Genomic DNA, 23,540 nt, shown 5'->3' on the forward strand with positions numbered 1-23,540 from the left:
CTATCACGAAACATAAAAAAAGCGTTATTAACATTATGTTAATAACGCTTTGATATTAAACGAGTTGTTCAATTAGTTGATCAACGGCATCTTCATATGTCTTTAGCTTGTTGTTAACAGCTTCAGCAGAATCATCAACAGTTCCTAAGTAGAACTTAATCTTTGGTTCTGTTCCTGAAGGACGGATAGCAAACCATGTGCCATCATCAAGCCAGTATTTTAATACATTAGCTTCTGGTAGTTCGATTGTTTCAGTAGAACCATCAGCATTGGTCTTGATAGATGTTTGGAAGTCTTCAAGTGATTCGACTTTTTGATTGTTGAATTCGTTTAATGGGTTTGAACGTAGTTCGTTCATGATGTTAGCCATCTTTTCTTTTCCTTCAATACCGCTAAAGGTCTTTGAGATGGTCTTTTCTTCATGATAACCGTATTTCTTGTAGATTGATTGTAGACCGTCGTATAAAGTTTGACCCTTTTGCTTGTAGTAAGCAGCAACTTCTGCAAGTAATACAGTTGATTGGATAGCATCCTTATCACGAACGAAAGGCTTGATTAGGTAACCAAAGCTTTCTTCAAAACCGAATAGGAATGTGTGATCCTTGTTTTCTTCGAAGTCCTTAATCTTTTCAGCGATGTACTTGAATCCAGTAAGAACGTTTTGCATTTCAACACCATAGTTGTTAGCAATCTTAGTAGCTAGTTCAGTGGAAACAATTGATTTAACAACTGTTCCATCAGCTGGTAGTTCGTTAGCATTCTTCTTAGCGGTTAGGATGTAGTCCAATAGTACTGATGCGATTTGATTACCAGTCATTAATTCGTATGAACCATCTGGTTGTCTTACGGCAGCACCCAAACGATCAGCATCAGGGTCGGTTGCGATTAAAACGTCGGCGTTTTCTTCGTTACCTAACTTGATAGCGTAGTTAAATGCTTCTGGGAATTCTGGATTAGGGAAGTCCACAGTTGGAAATTCTGGATCAGCAATTGCTTGTTCCTTAACTAATGAGTAGTTTTTAAAACCAACATTATCTAAGGCACGACGGCAGATGATCTTACCTGTACCGTGAAGAGGGGTGTAAACAAATTTTAGTTCCTTACCAACTTCTTTAATTAGGTCGTGGTTAACGTTAACTGTCTTGACGTTTGCTAGATATGCATCATCAACGTCTTCACCAACGACTGATAGAAGTCCTTTATCTCTTAAGTCTTTTACGTCAGCAACGTCGATTGCAAATACATCATCGGCTTTTCTAACGTAGTCGGTAATCATGTCAGAAGCCTTTGGAGGCATTTGACCACCGTCTTGGCCGTAGATTTTGTATCCATTGTATTGCATTGGATTATGACTTGCAGTAATCATAACACCGGCAAAAGTATGTAGGTGTCTAATTGCAAATGATAATTCAGGAGTAGGTCGAATATCATCAAACACGTAAGTTTTGATGTTGTGTTGTCCTAATACTCGAGCAGCTTCATATGCGAATTCTTTTGAGTGATATCTTGAATCAAAACTAATGGCAACACCACGTTTTTTTGATTCTTCATCTAATGTATCCATGTAAGATGCTAGACCTTCGGTAGCTTGTCTAACGGTGTAGATATTCATTCTGTTGATACCAGCACCAATTAATCCACGCATACCGGCAGTACCAAATGACATGTTAGTACCAAAAGCATCGTTAATTTCTTCATTATTATTAGCGATTTTTGCTAGGTCATGTTTTACGGATTCATTTAGGTTGGGTTGAGCAACCCATTTTTGATATAAGTCTTGTGCGTTCATAATAAAGTCTCCAATAAACTTATTTAAATTACATTCTAAGTATAGTTAAATCAGCATAGCGCGTCAATTCTATTACGCTTCTGTTAAGTGTATATTGTTGAACTTAAATAAATCTTTATGTTAAGTTACATCTACTATATACGTAAAAGAGGTAGATAATAATGGATAAAAACGAAGAAATTATTAAAACTGCTCACCGTCGTTACGCTACAAAGAAGTTCGACGCTGACAAGAAGATTTCTGACAAAGACTGGGATACAATCATGGAAGTTGGTAGACTTTCACCTAGTGCCTTTGGTTTTTCACCATGGAAGTTCCTTTTAATTGAAAATGATGATGTAAAAAAAGACATCTATGAAGATGCATGGGGTGCTCAAAACAGTCTAAACGGTGCTAGCCACTTCTTAATCATTTTAGCTAAGAAGGGCATCACTGCTACAAGTAAGTATGTTCAACACATTACTGAAGATGTTAGTGGACACCATTTTGCACCTGACTCACCATTCTCAAAGAAGTTTGATGATTTCCAAAAGACCCAATTTGATTTAACTGATGACAGAAAGCAATTTGACTGGGCATGCAAACAAACCTACATTGCATTAGCTAACATGATGACTGCAGCTGCAGAATTAGATATCGATAGTTGTGCAATTGAAGGATTCAACCGTTCAAAGATTGAAGATATCTTAACTCAAAAGGGTATCTTAGATCCTAAAGAATGGGGTGTTTCAGTGATGGCTGGTTTCGGTTACCGTGACCAAGACATTACTCCAAAGAAACGCCAACCAATGGATGAAGTATATAAAGTAATCAAATAATCAAAAACAAAAAGCCACCTATTATAGGTGGCTTTTTAATTTTATAAGAAACACCAATATTTAATGAGTTACATAATATATAATGCGTAACTTTTAAAAATATGGATAAAAAGTATAGCTAAACCGTTGATATATCAATGTTTGTCGATTGACAAGACGTCGATATGAGTTTTTATCAGTTGAAAAAAAGGGGAAATTAATTAAAAATAAATGAGTGGTATTTTATAGATACTATCGAGAAAGTAAACTAAATTCAGTTTAGAGGAGATATCATGAGCAGTTTTTCAATTTTAGCTACTGCTAAAGCTGTTCCTGAAAAGATAGTTACCAATGACGATTTAGCTAAAATCATGGATACTTCTGATGAATGGATCAGTAAAAGAACCGGGATTAAGCAACGTAGAATCGCCACTAAGGAAACTAACACTTCTTTAAGTGCTGAGGTTGCTTCGCAATTACTTAAGAACGGAAACGTTGATGCGAATGATATTGATTTTATCATTGTAGCTACGATGTCTGGAGACTACCATATGCCATCAACTGCTTCTGCAGTTCAAGGTATTGTTGGTGCTAAGAATGCTGTTGCATTTGATATCAGTGCTGCGTGCTCTGGATTTGTTTTCGCTACTCATGTGATGCACTCATTATTTGAACTAAAGCCTAATGCTTTAGGGATGGTAATTGGTTCAGAAAAAATGAGTAACTTGATTAACTGGGAAGACAGAACCACCGCCGTGTTATTCGGTGATGGTGCTGGTGGAATGCTAGTTTCGAACCAAGGTGATGGAGAAGTATTATCCAGTAACTTGAAGAATTATGGAGATAGAAGAGAAGCTCTTCTTGCTGGTCATATATTGGGAAATGAAACATTTGGGCCACGAGATGATGACGACACAGATCGTTATTTGCATATGGATGGTAGAGAAGTATTTAACTTCGCAACCAAGAATGTTCCATTATCAATTAAAGAAGCAGCAGAAAAAGCTGGGATTGAGTTAAGTGACATAAATCACTTTGTGTTACATCAAGCTAACGCTCGAATTATTAAATCAGTAGCCCGTAAATTAGGCGTTAGTAAGGACAAATTCCCTATCAATATTAATCTTTATGGGAACACCTCTGCAGCTAGTGAACCTATTTTGTTGTCAGAAATGATGGAAAATGGTTTAATAGCTAAGGGAGATATTATCGCCCTTTCTGGTTTCGGTGGTGGCCTAACCACAGGAACTATTATTTTAAGGTATTAATTTATTATTTTAATTTTATATATGGAGTGAATTATATTATGGCAGACAAGAACGCAATTTTTGACAAGGTAAAAGAAATCGTTGTAGATCAATCAGACGTTAAGGCTGAAGACATCAAGATGGACACTAACTTCAAAGAAGAACTAGACCTAGACAGTTTAGACTTATTTGAAATCATCGATGCTTTAGAAGACGAATACGACATCGAAATTGACAGTGACAACGACATCGCAACTGTACAACAATTAGTTGACTACGTTGCTGGTAAAGTTGAAGAATAATAATTAGTTTTAATTAACTAGGAGTGTTTAAGTTTGAATATTTGTTATCTATTTAGTGGCCAAGGTAGTCAATTTAAGGAAATGGGACAGGATTTGTACAAGTCAAACCCTGTGTATAAACGTACAATTGACGAGGCCTCAGAAACATTGAATTTAAACTTAGCTGATCCGGAAATTTTTGATAATCCTAATAATACTCAAATCGCTATTTTGACGATGAGTGTAGCTATTCATCGTATTTTAGAAGACAAAATAGAGAAACCTGTTGCAATGATGGGATTGAGTTTAGGCGAGTATAGTGCTTTAGTTGCTGCTAAAGCACTATCTTTTAAATCAGGGCTAAAGCTAGTACACGATCGCTCACATTACATGGATGAAGCAGGTAAGCAAAATCCAGGTTCTATGGCTGCTGTATTGGGTCTTAGCCCTGATTTTGTGAAGAGCGTTTGTGATGAAATTGATGACGTTTACCCAGCTAACTACAATAACAAGTCACAAGTTGTTATTGGTGGTACTAAAGAAGGGGTTCAAAACGCCATGGAAGTATTGAAGGAAAAAGGCGCAAAACGTGTAGTTCCACTACAAGTTGCCGTCGCTTCACATACTCCATTGATGCAACCTGCATCAGATCAATTAGCTAAACGTCTTGAAAGTGTTGAATTTGATGAACCTCAAGTAGATGTAATCAGTAATACAACCGTAAAACCATTTGCTAAGGACACCATCAAGGAAACATTAGTTAACCAACTAATCAATCCTACACACTTCATGCAAGATGTTGCTTCATTGGAAGACAAAAACATTGACGCTTTTATCGAAATCGGTCCAGGAAATACGCTAAGTAAGCTTGCTAAAAAGACATTAAAGGCTGATACATACAATGTAGAAAGTGTTGAAACTCTAGATGCCTTATTAGATAAGTTAGGAGAATAATTATGGAAAATAACGAAAAACAAGTAATTCTAATCACTGGTGCTACTAAGGGATTAGGTTTAGCTGACGCAGTTCGTCTAGCTAAGGATGAAAACAATATCGTAATCGCTAACTCACACCGTCAATTGAATGAAGAAGAATTGAAAGCTTTCCAAGCTAACTTCGATTCAGAAATTGATGTATTGGTTGGAGACGTTGCTTCAGAAGATGACGCTAAAGCAATGATTGACACTGTTATTGAAAAATACGGCAAACTAGACGTATTGGTTAACAATGCCGGTATCACCCAAGACACTCTATTAACTAGAATGAAGGGTGATTCATTCAAACAAGTATTAGACACTAACTTGTTTGGTGTATTTAACATGACTAAGTTTGCTATGAAGAAGATGCAAAGAGCTCGTAAGGGTTGCATTATCAACCTTTCAAGTATCGCAGGTCTACACGGTAACTTAGGTCAAGCTAACTATTCATCTACTAAGGCCGGTATCGTAGGTTTAACTAAGACTACAGCCCAAGAAGGTGCTCTACGTGGAATCCGTTGTAATGCGGTTGCTCCAGGTATGATTAAGACTGCTATGACAGCTAAACTAGGCGACAGTTACATCGCTGATTGGGAAGAAAAGATCCCAGCAAAACGTTTTGGTACTCCAGACGAAGTTGCTCAAGTTGTTGAATTCTTAATCAAGAACGAATACATGAATGGACAAGTAATCACCGTTGACGGTGGATTAACTATGTAATCAAAGTTAAGTAAGAACATTCTTAATTAACAGGAGATATAAAAACATGGAACAAAAAGACATTGAAAAGTTAATGGACAAGTTCGATAAGTCCAGCATGAAAGAATTTAAGATTACTGCCGATGATGGTACTGACTTATACTTCAGTAAGTTAGAACACGCTGCAGTTCAAAACGTTGCTCAACCAGCTCCAGCTGCTGGCGCAACTGCAAGTGAACAACCAGCTGCTAAACCAGCAGCTTCAGGTGCAAAGATTAAGGCTCCACTTGTTGGAATCGTATACTTTGCCCCAAGTCCTGAAAAACCAGTCTACAAAAAAGTGGGCGATCACGTTAAGAAGGGCGACACTGTTTGTGTAATCGAAGCCATGAAGGTTATCAACGAAGTTAAGAGTCCCGTTTCTGGAACTATTACTAAGAAGGTTGCTGAAAATGGTGACATGGTTGAATACGATCAACCAATTTTTGAAATTGAGGAGGACTAATTTTGGACTATAACGTACAAGATTTCATTCCTCAAAGATTCCCATTCCAAATGTTAGACAAGATTATTGAAGTAAGACCTGGTGAAGGTGCAAAGGCTGAAAAGCTTTTAACTGTTAACGAATGGTTCTTCTCAAAACAACATCTTGAATTTGGAATGCCAAGACCAATCGCGATGGAAATGCTAGCTCAAACTGGAGTTTGTGCATTACTATCAATGCCTGAATACAAAGGACATAATGTTTTCTTTGGTGGTATCAAGGAAGCTACTTACAAAGACAGCTTTAGACCAGGCGACAAGTTGGAACTAGCTGTTGAAATGACAAAGCTAAAGAGAAACATTGGTGAAGGTCATGGAACAGTTACTAGAGATGGCGAAGTTATTTGTGAAGGTACTTTAATCTTTGCAATTGAATAAGTTCATAAAGGATGAGTGAAATGTTTAAAAAGGTATTAATTGCTAACCGTGGTGAAATCGCGGTGCAAATCATAAGAGCACTTCATGAGATGGACATTAAAGCTGTTGCCGTTTATTCAACTGCCGACAAGGATAGCATGTTCGTTAAATTAGCCGACGAATCAGTATGTATTGGTGGTCCACAACCAAACGAATCATACTTGAACATGGCTGCAGTGATTGACGCTGCAATTTTAACTGGATCAGAAGCTATTCACCCCGGTTACGGATTTTTATCTGAAAACGCTGAATTTGCTGAACTTTGCGAAAAATGTTCAATTAAGTTCATTGGACCAAGTTCAAAAGTAATTGATTTAATGGGAAATAAATCTCATGCCAAGGCAGCGATGAAGAACAGTGGAGTACCAACCATTCCTGGTTCAGACGGCTCCATTGATAGTCTAGAAGATGCTTTAAAACTAGCGGATGAAATTGGTTATCCAGTTATGCTTAAAGCTGCTGCCGGTGGTGGTGGTAAAGGTATTCGTGAATGTGACGATGAAGAAGCATTAAAGGAAATCTTTAACACTACCAAGCGTGAAGCAAGAATTTCATACAATGACGATTCATTGTACATGGAAAAAGATTTAAGTGATGCTAAGCATATTGAAATGCAAGTTATCGCAGATCAAAAGGGAAATGTTGTTTACTTCCCTGAACGTGACTGTTCTCTACAAAGAGGTCATCAAAAGATTATTGAAGAAACTCCATGTATGGAAGTTTCTCAATCTCAACGTGATTATCTAGGTAAGCTTGTTGCTAAAGCAACCAAGGAAATTGGTTACGAAAACACTGGTACTTTCGAATTCCTATTGGATGAAAAGACCAACAATTTCTACTTCATGGAAATGAACACTAGATTACAAGTTGAACATACAGTTTCTGAAGAAGTTGCTGGAGTTCAATTAATCAAGGCTCAAATCCAAGTTGCCGCTGGTGAAGCTTTACCATTCACACAAGATGACATTAAGGTAGATAGTTACGCAATCGAATGCCGTATTAACGCCGAAGACCCTGCACATGGTTTCTTACCAGCACCAGGTACTCTTCGTAAGGTTAACTTCCCATTCGGAACTAAGGGTGTTCGTATTGACTCAGGTGTTGAACAAGGTGACACCATTTCTCCTTTCTATGATTCAATGATTGCTAAAATCATTGTACATATGCCTGACAAGCCTCAGGCTGTCGTAAAAATGAGAAGAGTAATTAATGAATTTAAGGTTGATGGAGTAAAGACTAACCGTCAATTCCTAAATGATTTGTTACAAGACAAACATTTCAATGATTCAGATTTCAATAATCTATACATTGAAAAATCATTCTTGAAAGAGTGGTTGAAAAACGTTGAAGAATAATAAATCAGAAGAAACCAAAGATTTACAAACTCTAATGGACAAAGTTCCAGATCATTTGTTTATCAAATGTCCAGTTTGTGAAGAAAGCTTTTACAACAAGAAGTTAGGGGAATACAAGCTATGTCCTAACTGTGGTTATGGTTTTAGACTTGGCGCACAAGAAAGAATCAACATGACTGTGGACGAATTCACACCAATCGATTCTGAAATTAGTGCACCAAAGCGTTTCTTAAGCGACGAAAAGTACGCTGGAAAGCTTGAAAAGTCAAAGAAGGCCACTGACCTAAACGAAAGTGTTCAAACCGGTTTCGCCAAGATTGGTGATACTGAATTTGCCCTAGGTGTAATGGATTCTCGTTTCATCATGGGTAGTTTAGGTACTGCCACAGGTGAAAAGCTTGCTAGATTATTCGAACAAGCAACCGAAAAGAACTTACCAGTAGTTGTCTTCTCATGTTCTGGTGGTGCCAGAATGCAAGAAGGAATCCACTCATTAATGCAAATGGCCAAGGTATCACAAGCGGTATCTGATCATGCCGAAAAAGGATTACTATACATTTCTGTATTAACTGATCCTACTACCGGTGGTGTTACTGCTAGTTATGCCATGGAAGGAGATATCAACATCTCTGAACCACACACATTAATTGGTTTTGCTGGTCGTCGAGTTATTGAAAAGACAATTCAACAACGTCCACCAAAGGATTTCCAACGTGCAGAAACTCTACTTAAGAATGGTTTCTTAGATGCCATTGTTAAAAGAGATGAAATGAAATCAGTATTAGCCAAGTTATTGGCTTGGAATTAGGAGGATATTAGTATTATGGGAAAAGCATATGATCGTGTTTTAGCGGCTAGAAGTGCTGATAAGATTAGTATCCAAGACCTAGTTGCTGGAATTACTGACGACTTTATGGAACTACACGGTGACCGTGCTTACAGCGATGATCCTGCAGTATATGCTGGTATCGGAACTATTGCTGGTCAACCAGTTACCATTACAAGTATCCAAAAGGGTAACGACACTGACGAAAATATCGAAAGACATTTCGGTTCAGCAGAACCTTCTGGATATAGAAAAGCTTTACGTTTGATGAAACAAGCGGAAAAGTTTAACCGTCCAATCATTAACTTGATTAATACACCTGGTGCATATCCTGGTATGGACGCTGAATACAAGGGTCAAGGTTACATGATTGCTCAATCAATCATGCAAGGACTTAAGTTAAAAGTGCCATATATCAGTGTCATCATTGGTGAAGGGGGAAGCGGTGGAGCCTTAGCTCTAGCTGTTGGTGACACCGTTTGGGCCTTAGAAGATAGTATCTACTCAGTACTATCACCTGAAGGCTACGCCACAATCTTGTGGAAAGATTCAAGTAAGGCAGCCGAAGCTGCTGAACAAATGCAACTTACACCAAAGGAACTATTAGACAATGAAATCATTGATAAGATTATTCCCGAAGTCAAAGATGCAAAATCAATGCAAAACTTCAAAGAAGCTTTAATTGAAAAAATTAATGAACTTAACAAATTACCTAAAGAAGAATTATTGGCCCAACGTCACGAACGTTACCGTAAATTCAACTAATGTAATTTAATTGATTTGTATATTTTAGGAGGCCAAATCATAATGTCAAACTTATTAGATGGAAAAACAATTGTTGTTATGGGTGTTGCTAACAAGCGTAGTATTGCCTGGGGTTGTGCTAAGTCACTAATGGATAACGGTGCTAAAGTTATCATTACTTACCAAAACGAAAGATTAAAGCGTCAATTAGACAAGCTTGTTCCAGAAGGAACTGAAATGATTGAATGTGACGTTGCTGAAGATGCAAACGTTGAAAAGACTTTCCAAGACATTCAAGCTAAATTTGGTAACATCGATGGTGTTATTCATGCCATTGCTTACGCTGACAAGGAAACTCTTGAAGGTGGCGTTATTGATGTTAAGAAAGATGGTTACAACTTAGCTCAAGACGTTTCAGCTTACTCACTAATCTCAGTATCACGCTACGCAAGTCGTGTTATGAACCCACAAGGTAGTATTGCTACTCTAACTTACATGGGTTCAACTCGTGCTATCCCTTCATACAACATGATGGGTGTTGCTAAGGCTGCTCTAGAAGCTAACGTTAGATATCTAGCTTCAGACTTAGGTCCTAAGAAGATCCGTGTTAACGCTATCTCAGCTGGTGCCATCAAGACTCTAGCTGTTACTGGTATCAAGAACCACGGTGACCTATTGAAGGAATCAGAAGCAAGAACTGTTGACGGTGAAGCTGTTGACATCCACCAAGTTGGTGACGTTGCTACTTTCCTAATGAGTAACCTATCATCAGGTGTTACTGGTGACTTGATTTACGCTGATAAGGGTGTTCATTTACTTGCTTAATAATACAGAAATTTTTATCGATTCTATTCAAAATCCAAAGTACCAAGAAATCTTCAAGAAGGCTGATGTTGATTTTACTAAGTATAATAAACGTCAAGCGATTGTCGGTAACTTGATGCTGGCAGATTACATGGGAATTAGTATTGATGAATTATTGCATGGTGACCTTTTCTACTACGGTGATCACGGCAAACCATTTCTAAAGTCAAAACAATTTCAATACAATATTTCAAATTCTTACGATTTAGTAATCCTTGCGGTTTCTGATGAAGAGGTTGGAATAGACATTGAGAAGTTGCGTCCATTTACTTACAAACGAATTACTCGTGCGTTCACTGATAACGAACTAAATTACCTAAGTAATCTAGACGAATCAGTAGAAGGGGATGAAACCCTTAAATTATGGACAATCAAGGAAGCAGCATTAAAATTAGTCGGTACTGGTTTATCCGGTAAGGTTAAGAGTGTCGACATTGATGTTGATACCAAGAAATCTGCTAAACGATTAGATCGTAAAATTAAATTAACCGATATTGAGGTAGCTGATGGTTACGTTGGAACCCTTGCTACATATGACGATTAATATCTGCTGTTAAATGATTTTCCGGGGTAATGGGATGTTCAAACATTAAACGAATCAAATCATGAAAATTAGATAATCTCTAATGAAAAAACGGCAAAATAGATATACATTCAACCATGTGTCACATAAGGAAATATACGTAAAACACCGCTATAACAACGTTTTATTTATTTTAAGTAATAAAAAGAGTCTTGTACGTTGTAACTTAGTATGGTAATTGTTAAACTTATTTATGTTGATTAGTTCATCTAGATGTCAAAACTAGATGAAGAGGTAATCAATAGTCCTATTGGATTAGGAGCATAAATTAGATTAATAAAAGACGTTTAATTGTTAAAATTTTGAATTATATATGAGGAGTGCTTATTGTGAGTGTTTTAAATACAACAGAAATTATGGATTTAATTCCAAACAGATACCCAATTCTATACATCGATAAGGTTGATGAATTAATCCCTGGTGAAAAGGTAGTTGCTACCAAGAACGTTACTATCAACGAAAACTATTTCCAAGGTCACTTCCCTGGAAACCCAGTTATGCCTGGTGTTTTAATCATTGAAACTATGGCTCAAACTGCTTCAATCCTTATTTTGAAGAGTGAACAATACAAGGATAAGACTGCTTACCTTGGTGAAATTAAGGGTGCTAAGTTCAGAAAGATGGTTAAACCTGGTGACGTTGTACGTTTCGAAGTTACTATGGGTAAACAAAAGAAAAACATGGGACAAGTTGACTGTACTGCTTACGTTGGCGACAAGAAGGCTTGTTCAGCTCAACTAACATTTATCGTTCCAGACGTAAAACGTAAATAAGGAGGATAACTCTATGGAAAAGCGTGTTGTAATTACAGGTATTGGTGCCGTTAGTCCTTTGGGTAACGACGCTAACACATTCTTAGACAATATTTTTGCTTCAAAGACAGGTATTGCTCCAATTTCAAAGTTTGATGCTTCAGAAACTGGTGTTACTCTAGCTGCCGAAGTTAAAGATTTTGATCCACTAAAACGTATCGACAAGAAGATTTCAAAACGTATGGATGACTTCTCACGTTACGCTTTATACTCAGCTTACGAAGCTATGGAACAAGCTGGCCTAAAAGAAGGCGAATTTGATCCAGATGAATTAGGTGTTATCTATGGTTCAGGTATTGGTGGTTTAACAACTATCCAAGAACAAGCTATTAAGATGTCAAAGAAGGGTCCAGGTCGTGTATCTCCATTCTTCGTTCCTAACTCAATCATTAACATGGCTGCTGGTAACATTTCAATTAACTTAAATGCTAGAAACACTTCTCAAGCTATCGTTACTGCTTGTTCATCAGGTACTAACGCTATTGGTGATGCATTTGACTACATTCGTTTTGGTAAAGCCAAGATGATGATTACTGGTGGTTCAGAAGCCTCAGTTAACGAATTAGGTATTGCAGGTTTCGCTGCTCTATCAGCACTTTCAACTTCAGAAACTGTTGAAGGTGGTTCAATTCCATTCGATAAGGATAGAAATGGATTCGTTATGGGTGAAGGTGCCGGTACTTTAGTTCTTGAAGAACTAGAACATGCCAAGGCTCGTGGTGCAAACATCTTAGCCGAAGTTGTTGGTTACGGTACTAACTCAGATGCTTACCACTTAACTGCTCCAAGACCTGACGGTTCAGGTGCTGTTGATGCTATGAAGTTAGCTCTTAAGGATGCTAACGTTGATCCTAAGGACGTTGACTACGTTAACGCTCACGGAACAAGTACTCATGCTAATGATTCAGCTGAATCACAAGCTATCAAGAAAGTATTTGCTGACAACGATCACATCAAGGTAAGTAGTACAAAGGGTATGACTGGTCATGCTCTAGGTGCTGCCGGTTCACTAGAAGCTGTTATCATGGTTGGTGCATTACAACGTCAACAAATGCCAGTTAACTACGGTGTTAAGAACATCGATCCAGAAGTTGAAGTAAACCTAGTAAACGAAGACAACAAGAAGTCACCAGTTAACTACGAAATTTCAAACTCATTTGGTTTTGGTGGTCACAACGCAGTTCTTGTATTCAAGAAGTACGAAAACGACTAATAAAACAATTAAAAGACGCGGTATAATACCGCGTCTTTTTTTCTGGAATTTATTGAATTTTTAAGGTTCCTGTTTGATAATGATAATATAAGTAATTTAAAAGGAGCATTCTTATATGGCAATTTTAGTACCAGGTGGAGCCGGCTACATCGGTTCTCACACCGTAGATCGTTTAATTGAAAAAGGCTACGATGTTGTCGTTGCAGATAACCTAGCAACTGGACACTTAGCTAGTGTCAACAAAAACGCAAAGTTCTACGAAGGAGACATCAGAGATGCTGACTTCCTAGACAAAATCTTTAACAACGAAAAGATTGATGGGATTATCCATTTTGCCGCTAATTCTATCGTTCCAGAATCAATGGAAAAACCATTGAAGTATTTCGATAACAACACTGGTGGAATGATTACTCTACTAGAAGCAATGCAAAGACACAACGTTAACAACATTATCTTCTCTTCTACTGCTGCTACTTACGGAGAACCTGAAAGCATTCCAGTTAAGGAAACTGATTCTCAAGTACCTACCAATCCTTATGGTGAAAGTAAGCTAATGATGGAAAAGATGATGAAGTGGGCTGACGTTGCCTATGGCATCAAGTACACTGCACTACGTTACTTCAACGTTGGTGGTGCCAAGATGGATGGATCAATTGGTGAAGACCATGGTCCAGAAACGCACTTAATCCCAATTATTCTACAAGTTGCTCAAGGCACTCGTGATAAGCTACAAATCTTTGGTACTGACTATCCAACCAAAGATGGTACTAACGTCCGTGACTACGTTCACGTTGTCGATTTAGCTGATGCTCATATCCTAGCCCTAGACAGATTGATGAAGGGCGGAGACTCAGAAGCATTTAACCTAGGTTCATCAACTGGTTTCTCAAACAGAGAAATGCTAGAAACCGCTCGTAAGGTGACTGGCAAGGAAATTCCTGCCGAAGACGCACCAAGAAGAGCGGGTGACCCAAGTACACTAGTTGCTGACTCAACTAAGGCTCGTGAAGTACTAGGCTGGAAACCTCAACATGACAACGTTGAAGACATCATCGCTAGTGCATGGACGTGGACTCAAAAACACCCACACGGTTATGAAGATTAATATTTAATTATATTTGATTATAATCATTTCTTTTTTCTTGAAAATCAAATCTATGGGCTTTACCATGAAGTTGAACTTAAGAAATAGGAGGCTGAATTTTCTATGAACAGATTAGAAGGACTTGAAGAAACAACCACTCTAAACAATGGCGTTGAAATGCCACGTCTTGGATTAGGTGTTTGGAAGACAGATAATACAAGTGCTAAAGAATCAGTTAAAGAATCAATCATCAAGGGTTACCATTTAATTGATACTGCAAAGCAATATGGTAACGAAACTGGTGTTGGTGAAGGAATTAAAGAAGGTTTAGCTGCAACCGGACAAAACCGTAAAGACTTATTTATCACAACTAAGTTATTCAACGGTGATCAAGGTTATGAAAGTACAATCAATGCCTTAAATGGTACACTAAAACGTCTAGACTTAACTTACATTGACCTATACTTAATGCACTGGCCAGTTGATGGCAAGTACATTGATACTTGGAAGGCAATGGAAGAACTTTACCGTCAAGGTAAGATTAGAGCTATCGGTATTTCAAACTTCGATAACGAAAGATTGCAAAATCTACTAGACCACAGTGATATCGTTCCTGCCGTTAACCAAATGGAATTCAATCCAGTTAACCAAGAAAAGGATATCCTAGAATTCAATAATCATGCCGGTATTCAACTAGAAGCATGGTCACCACTTGGTGGTGGGGAAGCATTATCTAACGAAGAAATCAAGAAGATTGCTGACAAGTACAACAAGTCAGTTGCTCAAGTAATTCTTCGTTGGGACTGGCAAAAAGGTGTAGTAACTATTCCTAAGTCATCACATGAAGAAAGAATTATTCAAAACTCAGATATCTTTGACTTCAAGTTATCAGAAGATGACATGAAGACCATTGAAGGTATCGACAAGCAAAAGCGTAGTTTATGGTACCCAGACTTTGAATGGCACACTACCGGACAAATGACAGATACTGTTGATAAGTGGGACGATTCTCCTGCTAACTACAAAGACTAGTTATACACTAACTATTCAGAAAAAAGCGTTGTCTTTAATGACAACGCTTTTTCTTTTGTCCTATAATGGTATTAAACAACTAGAGAAATGGAGAATTGGATTGGAAAATAAGACACAAGCGCAAAAGAGATTAATCGGTGGAATTCTTGCCGTGACCGGGGCGATTCTTTGGGGGATTCAAGGTCCAGTATCACAATTTTTATTCCAAGATAATCATCTATCACCTGAATGGTTAATGGGAATTAAGATGGGAATTTCAGGAATTGTGATTTTACTATTCACTAACTTTGTAAAAAAAGAACCAGTAATGGATCTTTGGAAGAAACCAAAGAATCTGGGTGTGTTTGCCGCCTATGCCGTATTTGGTCTAGCTGCTGTGCAATACTTATACCTAGTGACAGTTAACCTAAGTAATGCCGGAACTGCAACAGTGCTACAAAGTTTGGGAACGGTACTGATTGTTATCTTTACCGCCATCTTTTATCATCAGTTGCCTAATAAGTACGAAGCAACCGCCGTGTTGGTTGCACTAATCGGAACATGGTTATTGGTAACTAAGGGACATCTAACCCAGTTAGCAATCTCCACGCCAGCATTAATTGCCGGACTATTGTTAGCGTTAGCGGGAGCCATTCAAACGATGCTACCGGTAAACCTATTGAAACGTTTTTCAACACTAGTCGTTGTCGGATGGGCAATGCTAGTCGGTGGAGTCATCTTTACCATCGTTCATCCTTTCTGGGTGGATGTGCCTAAACTAACCTTAGGAACTGTATTAGGGGTCGGATTTATCGTCTTCTTTGGAACGATGATGTCATTTATTTGTTTCATCAATAGTTTGAAATTCATTTCACCTACAGTTGCAGGGATGCTAGATACGTTTGAACCGCTATCAGCAACCATTGGTGCCGTCATTTTCCTTAATACATCATTTAATGGTGCAGAAGTCATTGGGGGAATTTTGGTGCTAAGTACTGTGTTTATCCTGGCTTTAGGAAATAAAAACGAATAAAAATAAAAAAGATAATGAACAACGTGTTGACTTTCTCAGCACGTTGTTTTTATAATGTAATTGAATTATTAGATAAAGTGATTTTTGAGGGGAGACGTAGGTATGGTTAAACAAGATCGTAGAACGATCCAAACCAAGTCCCAAATTACTGAAGCCTTAATTGAATTGATTCATACTAAGGGTTTCAATAATTTAAATGTTACTGACTTAACCAGAACAGCCGGAATTGGTCGTGGTACGTTTTACATTCATTATTTAGATAAGTTTGATTTATTGTCAAAGACAGAAACACGTTTATTAGGTGAAATTCAGGATATTTTAAATGCTATTGTTCCAGAAGAATTAAAGGCGTTTTCTGAAAATAGTGAAAATACTCCATCTGAATTAGTAATTAAGACACTTGATTACTTTTACCAAAATTCCAAATTATTGTCTGCATTGTTATGCCCAGACGGTGATCCATATTTAATCGGTAAGATTAAGAAGATGTTTAAAGAAGTGATTGTTGAATCATTTCATGCCGCACCTTCTGAAATCGAATTCCACCCAGGAATTCCCAAAGATTATGTGATGGAAATCATTTTAGATAGGTTGATGAGTATTGTTGTTTATTGGATGAGCAAAGAACATCCAGAGTCTCCTAGTGAAATCGCTGAAATCATTAAAACGACGCAAAGAACAGCGCCTCAAGATTTAATTAACATCAAAAAATAAGGAGGAGAATTCAAATGCCAAAGTTTATTAAGAAGTATACTGGTAGCTTGATTGCATGGCTGGTTGTAGTAATCCTAAGTGTAGTCTTCTTACCAAACATGTCTAACTTAGTAGCACAAAAGGGCCAAACTAAGATTCCGGCTACTTCACAAAGTCAAGTCGCTGAAACCATTCAAAAGCATTGGGGTCATGGTATTAGCAATACCATGGATACAGTTGTTGTTTTCAATAATGGTAATAGTAAGATCACTTCAAGTGACCAAAAGAAAATCGATGCTACAATTCAAAAATTAAAGGATAACAAGTCCGAATACGGTATCAAGGGTGTAACAGCGCCATTTGATAACGACGCAACTAAGAAGCAATTAATTTCAAAGGATAAGACCACTGAAATTGTGCAATTAAACGTAACCAAGAAGCGTTCAATCCAAAGTGTTAACAACCAACTTAAAGATGCTGTTAAGACCTCAGGAGTTAAAACTTACGTTACAGGTGGGGATATCCTAAACGATGACTTTAGAGTTTCTACACAAGAAGGAATTCAAAAGACTGAAGTTATCGCCGCTGTCTTTATCCTAATCGTATTGATTATTGTATTTAGATCACCAATTGTGCCATTGGTATCACTATTGACTGTGGGTGTCTCATTCATCGTATCATTGAGCATTGTGATGAACCTTGTTCAATACTTCGGTTTCCCACTTTCAAACTTCACTCGTGTATTCATGGTGGTTGTACTATTCGGTATTGGTACTGATTACAACATCTTGTTATACAACCAATTTAAGGAAGAATTGAGTCGGGGTAAGGATCAAATTCAAGCAACTATCGACGCAAGAAAAGTTGCCGGAAAGACCATCCTATACTCAGGAACATCAGTATTGATTGGTTTTGCAACATTAGCACTAGCTAAGTTCTCAATTTACCAATCAGCCGTTGGTGTGGCTGTCGGTGTTGCCGTATTACTACTTGTATTGGTAACATTGAACCCATTCTTCATGTCAGTTCTAGGTAAGAACATCTTCTGGCCATCAAAGAACTTCGATGGTGAAGGTGAAAACAAGCTATGGAGCTTCTTATCAAACAAGTCAACCAAGTGGGCAATTCCTGCTATCGTCTTGGTACTTGTTGTAACTGTTCCATTCATGGCTACTTACAAGAACAACCTAAACTACGACAACAGTGTGGAATTACAAAATAACGTTCCTGCTAAACAAGGACTATTGACTGTTCAAAAGCACTTTTCAAAGGGCACTGCTGAACCTTCAACTATCTACATTAAGTCCGACCACAAGCTAAATAACGAAAAAGACTTGAATGAAATTGATCGACTAACCCAACAATTGGGTAAACAATCAGGCGTAAAGACTGTGGCATCAGTCACTCAACCAAGTGGGATGCCAATTAACCAACTTTACGTAAACGACCAACTAGAAACACTAAATTCCAAGATGAAGACAGCTAAGAAGGGTATTAGCACCATCAAACAAGGTACTAAGAACTCATCATTCAACGCTACTCCATTGGAAGACATTGGTTCTTCAGCAATGACAATTGGTCAATACCTAAAGAATATTCAAGCAATGAGTAGTCAAACTGGTAATACCAATGGTCAAGCTGTATTGACTCAACTACAACAAAAGATGGCCTCGGTGGGTCAACCACTAAGCCAAGCACAACTACAAATTGTAGGTGCATTGTTACAACAAAGCGCAACTAAGCAACAAACACTAATGAGTGGTTTACAATCACAACTACAAGGCATTGCTTCAAATACCCAAGGTATTGGTGACAATGCCAAGGCATTAGCCGCTCAATTGAAAGAAACCCAAGCTAAGCTAAAGAAGGCTGGCGTTGGTCTAGATAAAATCGAAAAGGGAATGGGTAGTGCTAATTCTTACCTAAGTTCTCTATCAAACTCACAAGCTTCTGATTCATTCAACATTCCAGAAAGCGTCCTAAAGAGTGACACATTCAAGCGTTCAGTTAACACTTATCTATCAGAAGATAAGAAAACCGCTAAGATCACTGTCGTTTTAGATAAAGACCCTAACTCTGAAAGTGCAATGAACCAAGTTGATAACCTACAAACCAAGGTATACAACAATATCTCAGGTACCTCATTAGATCACAGTGTGGTTGCAATTGGTGGTCAAACCGCAACTACTTCTGATACTCACCACATCGCAAGTTCTGACTTCTTGAGAACTGCGGTTATCATGGTAATCGGAATTATGATTGCATTAATGGTTATTACCAGATCAATTCTTCAACCATTCTACATCTTAGGTACTCTAATCATTGCTTACATTTCATCACTAAGCATCACTAAGCTAATTAGCTCTGCTGTATTAGGTGAAAAGTTCCTAACTTGGAACACACCATTCTTCACATTCGTAATGCTAATCGCATTGGGTGTTGATTACAGTATCTTCTTGATGATGAAATACCGTGAATTCGGTAGCGTTGACGCTACAGCTGAAAAACAAATTCAACATGCCTGTGCCGTTATCGGTACGGTAGTTATCTCAGCAGCTATCATTTTAGGTGGTACTTTTGCGGCTCTAATGCCATCAGGAGTATTAACTCTAATTCAAGTTGCTATTGGGGTAATTGTTGGATTAATCATCCTAGTATTTATCATCCCAATGCTAATCTCAGCATTGATCAAATTGACTTATGGTCAATCTGAAGATAAAGAATAGATGAAAATAATACGAATGAGAGACGATGGATTTTCCATCGTCTCTTTTTTGGTATAAATCATTTCATTTGGAACTATAAAAGAGTTATAATGAAAGCGCAATCATAATTGAAATAATAAACATTAAGAAGGTATAAAATTATGGAAAACATTTCATACGATAACTCAAAAAACGTGATTAATAAGCCGCTAGACTTCTTTTTACGTGCGATTATGTCATTAATAGGGGTTACCTTAATTGCTTTAGGTGCCGCCTTTATGCGCTCAGGACATGTCGGTATTGACCCATTCACCGCAATGAATGCAGGGATGGCTACAAAGTTAGGAACTTCATTGGGTTCATTTCAACTATTCGCTAACTTAGTATTATTCATTATCGTTTTAATTTTCGATCGTAAACAAATTGGACTAGGGACCATCTTTAACATGGTCCTAGTGGGATATGAAATTGAATACTTCAGTACTTTTTACTCAATGATTTTCCCCGGTAAGATTAGTATTCCAATGATGGTTTTCGATGCGATTGTCGGTATTTTAGTGTTTACATTAGGTACTTCTATCTACATGGCTACCAAATTAGGGGTATCACCTTATGATGCATTAGCACCAATTATTTCAGAAAAGACTCACATCGAATACAGAAAGGTTAGAAGTGCTCAAGATATTATCTTCATGATTGTGGCTATTGTTGTATCTGGACCATTCGGAATCATGACCATCTTTACTGCATTCTTTGCTGGTTCATTGATTAGTTTCTGGAACAACACCGTTAGTCGTGAACTAATGACTCATATCGATCACTTCAGTCAAAGACCAAGCCTACATGATGCCGCTGGTGGACTAGTTAGCTTAGGTAAACGTGGTTACGATATCGTAAGCAGTGCCTATAAAGATACTTACATTATGCAAAAACAAATGTCTGGTTACACTAATACCGAGATTGAAGAACTAATTAAGAAAACTAACGATAATATGAGAAAAAATCAACAAGTCCAATTAATTCTTAATAAGCGTTTGGAATCATTAAACGCTGAATTAAAGGAAAGAAAAGATAAAGCTAAATAAAAAAACTTGCATTATCCATATATTTTCGGTAAGATTATTACAAATAAATGAACGAATAAAAATTGGAGGTTCAATCATGGCTACTTGTTATATTCTGACAATAAAACAAGATAATAATAATTTCTTCTTTAATCTGAACTAGTCGTTTAGTATAGTACGTAGAAGAGATTATTTCGCTATGAAAACTTCGGAAGCACTAGAAAAATGACTGGTAAGCAGTTATTCTTTCTAGTGCTTTTTTTACCGCACTAGTTAGGAAAACTAGTGCGGTTTTTATTTATTCATGTAAAAAAGGGGGATTTTTATGAATATTCTGTCTAAGGTGAATCGTAAGACATCATTGGCTAAGTTCATCGATAGGGATCAAAATTTACAAAGAACTATCGGCACTAAAGATTTAATCATGATGGGAATCGGTGCGGTTATTGGTGCAGGAATTTTCGTAATACCAGGAACGGTTGCAGCTACCACTGCTGGACCAGGAATCATCCTCTCATTCGTAATTGCAACAGTTGTATGTTCACTTTGTGCAATGTGTTATGCTGAATTTTCATCAGCATTACCAGTTGCAGGGAGTGCATATACATTCGGTAACGTTATCTTCGGAGAAATTACTGGATGGATTATTGGATGGGGATTAATTCTTGAATACATGCTTTCAGTAGCAACTGTTGCATCAAGTTGGTCAGCTTACTTGCAATCATTACTGGCTAATTTCGGAATCCACATGCCAAAGGCCTTATCAGCTAACTATGATCCGAATCACGGCACATACGTTAATCTGATTGCGATTCTAGTAGTGTTATTGATTTCATGGATTTTAACTAGGGGTGTTAAATCATCCACACGTTTAAACGACATAATGGTTTTAGTAAAAATTGCGATCATTATTGTCTTTGTAGTTGCCGGGGCATTCTTTGTTAAGCCTACCAACTGGAACCCATTTATGCCATTCGGTGTTAGTGGGGTCTTCACAGGGGCTTCATTAGTATTCTTTGCTTACCTAGGTTTTGATGTTATTGCTGCCTCTGCAGGTGAAGTAAAGAACCCTAAAAAAACGATGCCAATCGGAATTATTGGGACATTAATCATTTGTACAATCTTGTACATATTAGTTTCAATTGTTCTTACAGGAATTGTACCTTATACAAAATTAAACGTTTCAGATCCAGTAACATTTGCACTACAAATGATTCACTTGGACAAACTTGGAATTTTAATTTCATTGGGTGCGCTAGCAGGTATGTTTACAATGATGGTAAACATGGTATTTAGTAGTTCACGTCTAATTTATTCCATCGGTCGTGATGGACTTTTACCTAAAAACTTGAGTAAAATAGACACTAAGAAGAACGTTCCAATTCACAGTGTTATCTTCGTAACAATTGTGATCGCCCTAATGGGTGGTATCTTCTCACTAGATAAGCTAGCAAGCTTAGTTAATATTGGGACATTAATCGCCTTTACATTCATGTCAATTGGGATTTTATTCCTAAGAAGACGTAAAGACATTAAAAATGATGGATTCAAAGTTCCATTATATCCAGTCTTACCAATTGTATCTGCGATAGCTTGTGTATACCTATTAACACAACTACCACTTGATACATGGATTTTAGCAATCATTTGGTTTGCTGGAGGATTATGTATTTACTTCGGTTATGGAATTAAACATAGCCGATCAAACAAATCATAATAACAATTTTGCTATTATGAACAAACGGGGAGTTTTAAAAAATGGAAAAACAACATACAACGACTGAAAACGTCATGAAAGGTATTTTCTGGTCTGCGATGGCTTCAACCCTATGGGGTTTCTCAGGAGTTATCATGCAATTCGTTGCTCAAAACGAAGCAGTTCCTACTCAATGGTTCATTTCAGTTCGTACATTATTTGCAGGTATTTTATTGTTAGCTATTGGTTCAATTCACGTTGGTAAACATGTTTTTGATGTTTGGAAGTCAAAAGAATCAATCATTAGATTATTCATCTATGCAATTTTTGGTTTAGCAGTTAACATGTCAACTTTCTACGTAAGTATTCAAGAAGGTAACGCTGCTACTGCCACAATCCTACAATACTTAGCACCAATCTTTATTGTTCTATACGGTTTAATTTTCATGAAGAAGAAGCCTCTAAAGGCTGATGTTATTTCATTCTTACTAGCTTTAGTAGGGGTGTTCTTGATCATCACTAACGGTCACATTGGTGAACTATCAGTTCCATTTACTGCCGTTATCTTTGGTTTACTATCAGCTGTTTCAGCTGCCGTATACTACTCAGTTCCAAAGCCACTATCAAAGGAAAACTCACCATTCGTTGTTCTAGGTTGGGGTACTTTGATTGCTGGTATCGGTTTTAACGCATACCACCCATTCTGGACTGATGCTCCTAAGATCACACCAGGTATCGTATTAGGTATCGGTGGAGTTATCTTAGTTGGTACTATCTTCGCATTCTCAGCTGTTCTATACAGTTTGAAGTTTGCTCCATCAGAAGTTTCAAGTATCGTTGATGCCGTAGAACCAGTGGTTACTATCATCTTAAGTATGATTGTATTCCACTTGATTCCAACACCAATCGAAGCACTTGGTGCAATCATCATTATCGTATCTATCTACTTCCTACAAAGATCTCACCAAAAGAGAGATAAGGACGACCCAGATATTAGATAGTTTGTATAAAAAACTTATCAAAAAGACCGTTTTTACGTATTATTTCGTGGAAATGGTCTTTTTCTATTTTCAAGCTTTCTTACTTGTGATATCTTTTTAATATAGG

At 37.5% G+C, this 23,540-nt stretch carries 23 protein-coding genes; 22 read left to right on the forward strand and 1 reads right to left on the reverse strand.

Annotated elements, in window-relative coordinates:
* Nucleotides 1-55: 55 nt before the first annotated feature.
* Nucleotides 56-1,789: a phospho-sugar mutase gene (locus ACOMA7_RS03330; protein ID WP_421391966.1), complete on the reverse strand. Its 1,734-nt coding sequence runs from the start codon at nt 1,787-1,789 to the stop codon at nt 56-58.
* Between the two features lie 161 nt (nt 1,790-1,950).
* Between ACOMA7_RS03330 and ACOMA7_RS03335 the strand changes: the two genes are divergently transcribed.
* From ACOMA7_RS03335 to ACOMA7_RS03440, 22 genes are all read left to right on the forward strand, one after another.
* Complete coding sequence (locus tag ACOMA7_RS03335) at nt 1,951-2,607, forward strand: NAD(P)H-dependent oxidoreductase (protein WP_301945352.1); 657 nt, start codon at nt 1,951-1,953, stop codon at nt 2,605-2,607.
* Between the two features lie 272 nt (nt 2,608-2,879).
* On the forward strand, nt 2,880-3,854 hold the full coding sequence (locus ACOMA7_RS03340) for a beta-ketoacyl-ACP synthase III (protein WP_054606926.1): 975 nt from the start codon (nt 2,880-2,882) through the stop codon (nt 3,852-3,854).
* Nucleotides 3,855-3,892: 38 nt separating this feature from the next.
* Nucleotides 3,893-4,135, forward strand: a complete 243-nt coding sequence (locus tag ACOMA7_RS03345) for an acyl carrier protein (protein WP_034532415.1) — start codon at nt 3,893-3,895, stop codon at nt 4,133-4,135.
* A gap of 33 nt (nt 4,136-4,168) precedes the next feature.
* A complete protein-coding gene (fabD, locus tag ACOMA7_RS03350) occupies nt 4,169-5,068 on the forward strand; it encodes an ACP S-malonyltransferase (RefSeq protein ID WP_034534262.1) in 900 nt (299 codons plus the stop codon).
* A gap of 2 nt (nt 5,069-5,070) precedes the next feature.
* Nucleotides 5,071-5,811 (forward strand): SDR family oxidoreductase, encoded by a 741-nt coding sequence (locus tag ACOMA7_RS03355; protein WP_421391973.1) that lies wholly within the window; start codon nt 5,071-5,073, stop codon nt 5,809-5,811.
* 46 nt (nt 5,812-5,857) lie between these two features.
* A complete protein-coding gene (locus ACOMA7_RS03360) occupies nt 5,858-6,295 on the forward strand; it encodes an acetyl-CoA carboxylase biotin carboxyl carrier protein (RefSeq protein WP_034532418.1) in 438 nt (145 codons plus the stop codon).
* 50 nt (nt 6,296-6,345) lie between these two features.
* Nucleotides 6,346-6,711: a 3-hydroxyacyl-ACP dehydratase FabZ family protein gene (locus tag ACOMA7_RS03365; protein ID WP_051592197.1), complete on the forward strand. Its 366-nt coding sequence runs from the start codon at nt 6,346-6,348 to the stop codon at nt 6,709-6,711.
* A 20-nt stretch (nt 6,712-6,731) separates the two neighbouring features.
* The gene (locus tag ACOMA7_RS03370) at nt 6,732-8,105 is read left to right on the forward strand and encodes an acetyl-CoA carboxylase biotin carboxylase subunit (RefSeq protein ID WP_054608434.1); all 1,374 of its coding nucleotides are present in this window, start codon (nt 6,732-6,734) and stop codon (nt 8,103-8,105) included.
* Entirely contained in the window at nt 8,095-8,913 is an 819-nt protein-coding gene (locus ACOMA7_RS03375; protein WP_191978845.1) for an acetyl-CoA carboxylase carboxyltransferase subunit beta, read from the forward strand. Before ACOMA7_RS03370 ends, ACOMA7_RS03375 begins: the two co-directional genes overlap by 11 nt.
* A gap of 15 nt (nt 8,914-8,928) precedes the next feature.
* Nucleotides 8,929-9,696, forward strand: a complete 768-nt coding sequence (gene accA, locus ACOMA7_RS03380) for a carboxyltransferase subunit alpha (RefSeq protein WP_054605815.1) — start codon at nt 8,929-8,931, stop codon at nt 9,694-9,696.
* Between the two features lie 42 nt (nt 9,697-9,738).
* The gene (gene fabI, locus ACOMA7_RS03385) at nt 9,739-10,500 is read left to right on the forward strand and encodes an enoyl-ACP reductase FabI (RefSeq protein ID WP_041153065.1); all 762 of its coding nucleotides are present in this window, start codon (nt 9,739-9,741) and stop codon (nt 10,498-10,500) included.
* Complete coding sequence (locus ACOMA7_RS03390; RefSeq protein ID WP_301945353.1) at nt 10,493-11,083, forward strand: 4'-phosphopantetheinyl transferase family protein; 591 nt, start codon at nt 10,493-10,495, stop codon at nt 11,081-11,083. The genes fabI and ACOMA7_RS03390 overlap by 8 nt, the downstream gene beginning before the upstream one ends.
* Before the next feature lie 368 nt (nt 11,084-11,451).
* Nucleotides 11,452-11,895 carry a 3-hydroxyacyl-ACP dehydratase FabZ gene (gene fabZ, locus ACOMA7_RS03395; RefSeq protein WP_034532426.1) on the forward strand — a complete coding sequence of 148 codons (444 nt, stop codon included), beginning with the start codon at nt 11,452-11,454 and terminating at the stop codon, nt 11,893-11,895.
* 13 nt (nt 11,896-11,908) lie between these two features.
* On the forward strand, nt 11,909-13,147 hold the full coding sequence (gene fabF, locus ACOMA7_RS03400) for a beta-ketoacyl-ACP synthase II (RefSeq protein ID WP_421391979.1): 1,239 nt from the start codon (nt 11,909-11,911) through the stop codon (nt 13,145-13,147).
* A 115-nt stretch (nt 13,148-13,262) separates the two neighbouring features.
* A complete protein-coding gene (galE, locus tag ACOMA7_RS03405) occupies nt 13,263-14,252 on the forward strand; it encodes a UDP-glucose 4-epimerase GalE (RefSeq protein ID WP_054608433.1) in 990 nt (329 codons plus the stop codon).
* Between the two features lie 102 nt (nt 14,253-14,354).
* The gene (locus ACOMA7_RS03410; protein ID WP_054608432.1) at nt 14,355-15,263 is read left to right on the forward strand and encodes an aldo/keto reductase; all 909 of its coding nucleotides are present in this window, start codon (nt 14,355-14,357) and stop codon (nt 15,261-15,263) included.
* Between the two features lie 100 nt (nt 15,264-15,363).
* On the forward strand, nt 15,364-16,275 hold the full coding sequence (locus ACOMA7_RS03415; RefSeq protein WP_421391982.1) for a DMT family transporter: 912 nt from the start codon (nt 15,364-15,366) through the stop codon (nt 16,273-16,275).
* A 102-nt stretch (nt 16,276-16,377) separates the two neighbouring features.
* On the forward strand, nt 16,378-16,989 hold the full coding sequence (locus ACOMA7_RS03420) for a TetR/AcrR family transcriptional regulator (protein WP_034532431.1): 612 nt from the start codon (nt 16,378-16,380) through the stop codon (nt 16,987-16,989).
* Nucleotides 16,990-17,003: 14 nt separating this feature from the next.
* Nucleotides 17,004-19,694, forward strand: coding sequence for an MMPL family transporter (locus ACOMA7_RS03425; protein WP_421391985.1), 2,691 nt, complete (start codon nt 17,004-17,006; stop codon nt 19,692-19,694).
* Between the two features lie 140 nt (nt 19,695-19,834).
* The gene (locus tag ACOMA7_RS03430; RefSeq protein WP_414827044.1) at nt 19,835-20,758 is read left to right on the forward strand and encodes a YczE/YyaS/YitT family protein; all 924 of its coding nucleotides are present in this window, start codon (nt 19,835-19,837) and stop codon (nt 20,756-20,758) included.
* Nucleotides 20,759-21,062: 304 nt separating this feature from the next.
* Nucleotides 21,063-22,454, forward strand: a complete 1,392-nt coding sequence (locus tag ACOMA7_RS03435; protein WP_053792041.1) for an amino acid permease — start codon at nt 21,063-21,065, stop codon at nt 22,452-22,454.
* 41 nt (nt 22,455-22,495) lie between these two features.
* On the forward strand, nt 22,496-23,434 hold the full coding sequence (locus ACOMA7_RS03440; RefSeq protein WP_421391989.1) for a DMT family transporter: 939 nt from the start codon (nt 22,496-22,498) through the stop codon (nt 23,432-23,434).
* Nucleotides 23,435-23,540: the final 106 nt, after the last annotated feature.

The organism is Apilactobacillus intestinapis (assembly GCF_049166695.1).
Taxonomy (GTDB): Bacteria; Bacillota; Bacilli; order Lactobacillales; family Lactobacillaceae; genus Apilactobacillus; species Apilactobacillus kunkeei_C.

What these genes read in the sequence shown, in the direction of transcription:
- ACOMA7_RS03370 (WP_054608434.1), top strand. Translation starts at nt 6,732, where the DNA reads ATGTTTAAAAAGGTATTAATTGCTAACCGTGGTGAAATCGCGGTGCAA.
- ACOMA7_RS03360 (WP_034532418.1), top strand. Translation starts at nt 5,858, where the DNA reads ATGGAACAAAAAGACATTGAAAAGTTAATGGACAAGTTCGATAAGTCC.
- ACOMA7_RS03330 (WP_421391966.1), bottom strand. Translation starts at nt 1,789, where the DNA reads ATGAACGCACAAGACTTATATCAAAAATGGGTTGCTCAACCCAACCTA.
- accA (WP_054605815.1), top strand. Translation starts at nt 8,929, where the DNA reads ATGGGAAAAGCATATGATCGTGTTTTAGCGGCTAGAAGTGCTGATAAG.
- ACOMA7_RS03335 (WP_301945352.1), top strand. Translation starts at nt 1,951, where the DNA reads ATGGATAAAAACGAAGAAATTATTAAAACTGCTCACCGTCGTTACGCT.
- ACOMA7_RS03355 (WP_421391973.1), top strand. Translation starts at nt 5,071, where the DNA reads ATGGAAAATAACGAAAAACAAGTAATTCTAATCACTGGTGCTACTAAG.
- ACOMA7_RS03340 (WP_054606926.1), top strand. Translation starts at nt 2,880, where the DNA reads ATGAGCAGTTTTTCAATTTTAGCTACTGCTAAAGCTGTTCCTGAAAAG.
- ACOMA7_RS03440 (WP_421391989.1), top strand. Translation starts at nt 22,496, where the DNA reads ATGGAAAAACAACATACAACGACTGAAAACGTCATGAAAGGTATTTTC.
- fabF (WP_421391979.1), top strand. Translation starts at nt 11,909, where the DNA reads ATGGAAAAGCGTGTTGTAATTACAGGTATTGGTGCCGTTAGTCCTTTG.
- fabI (WP_041153065.1), top strand. Translation starts at nt 9,739, where the DNA reads ATGTCAAACTTATTAGATGGAAAAACAATTGTTGTTATGGGTGTTGCT.
- ACOMA7_RS03410 (WP_054608432.1), top strand. Translation starts at nt 14,355, where the DNA reads ATGAACAGATTAGAAGGACTTGAAGAAACAACCACTCTAAACAATGGC.
- ACOMA7_RS03420 (WP_034532431.1), top strand. Translation starts at nt 16,378, where the DNA reads ATGGTTAAACAAGATCGTAGAACGATCCAAACCAAGTCCCAAATTACT.
- ACOMA7_RS03425 (WP_421391985.1), top strand. Translation starts at nt 17,004, where the DNA reads ATGCCAAAGTTTATTAAGAAGTATACTGGTAGCTTGATTGCATGGCTG.
- galE (WP_054608433.1), top strand. Translation starts at nt 13,263, where the DNA reads ATGGCAATTTTAGTACCAGGTGGAGCCGGCTACATCGGTTCTCACACC.
- ACOMA7_RS03345 (WP_034532415.1), top strand. Translation starts at nt 3,893, where the DNA reads ATGGCAGACAAGAACGCAATTTTTGACAAGGTAAAAGAAATCGTTGTA.
- ACOMA7_RS03430 (WP_414827044.1), top strand. Translation starts at nt 19,835, where the DNA reads ATGGAAAACATTTCATACGATAACTCAAAAAACGTGATTAATAAGCCG.
- ACOMA7_RS03435 (WP_053792041.1), top strand. Translation starts at nt 21,063, where the DNA reads ATGAATATTCTGTCTAAGGTGAATCGTAAGACATCATTGGCTAAGTTC.
- ACOMA7_RS03365 (WP_051592197.1), top strand. Translation starts at nt 6,346, where the DNA reads ATGTTAGACAAGATTATTGAAGTAAGACCTGGTGAAGGTGCAAAGGCT.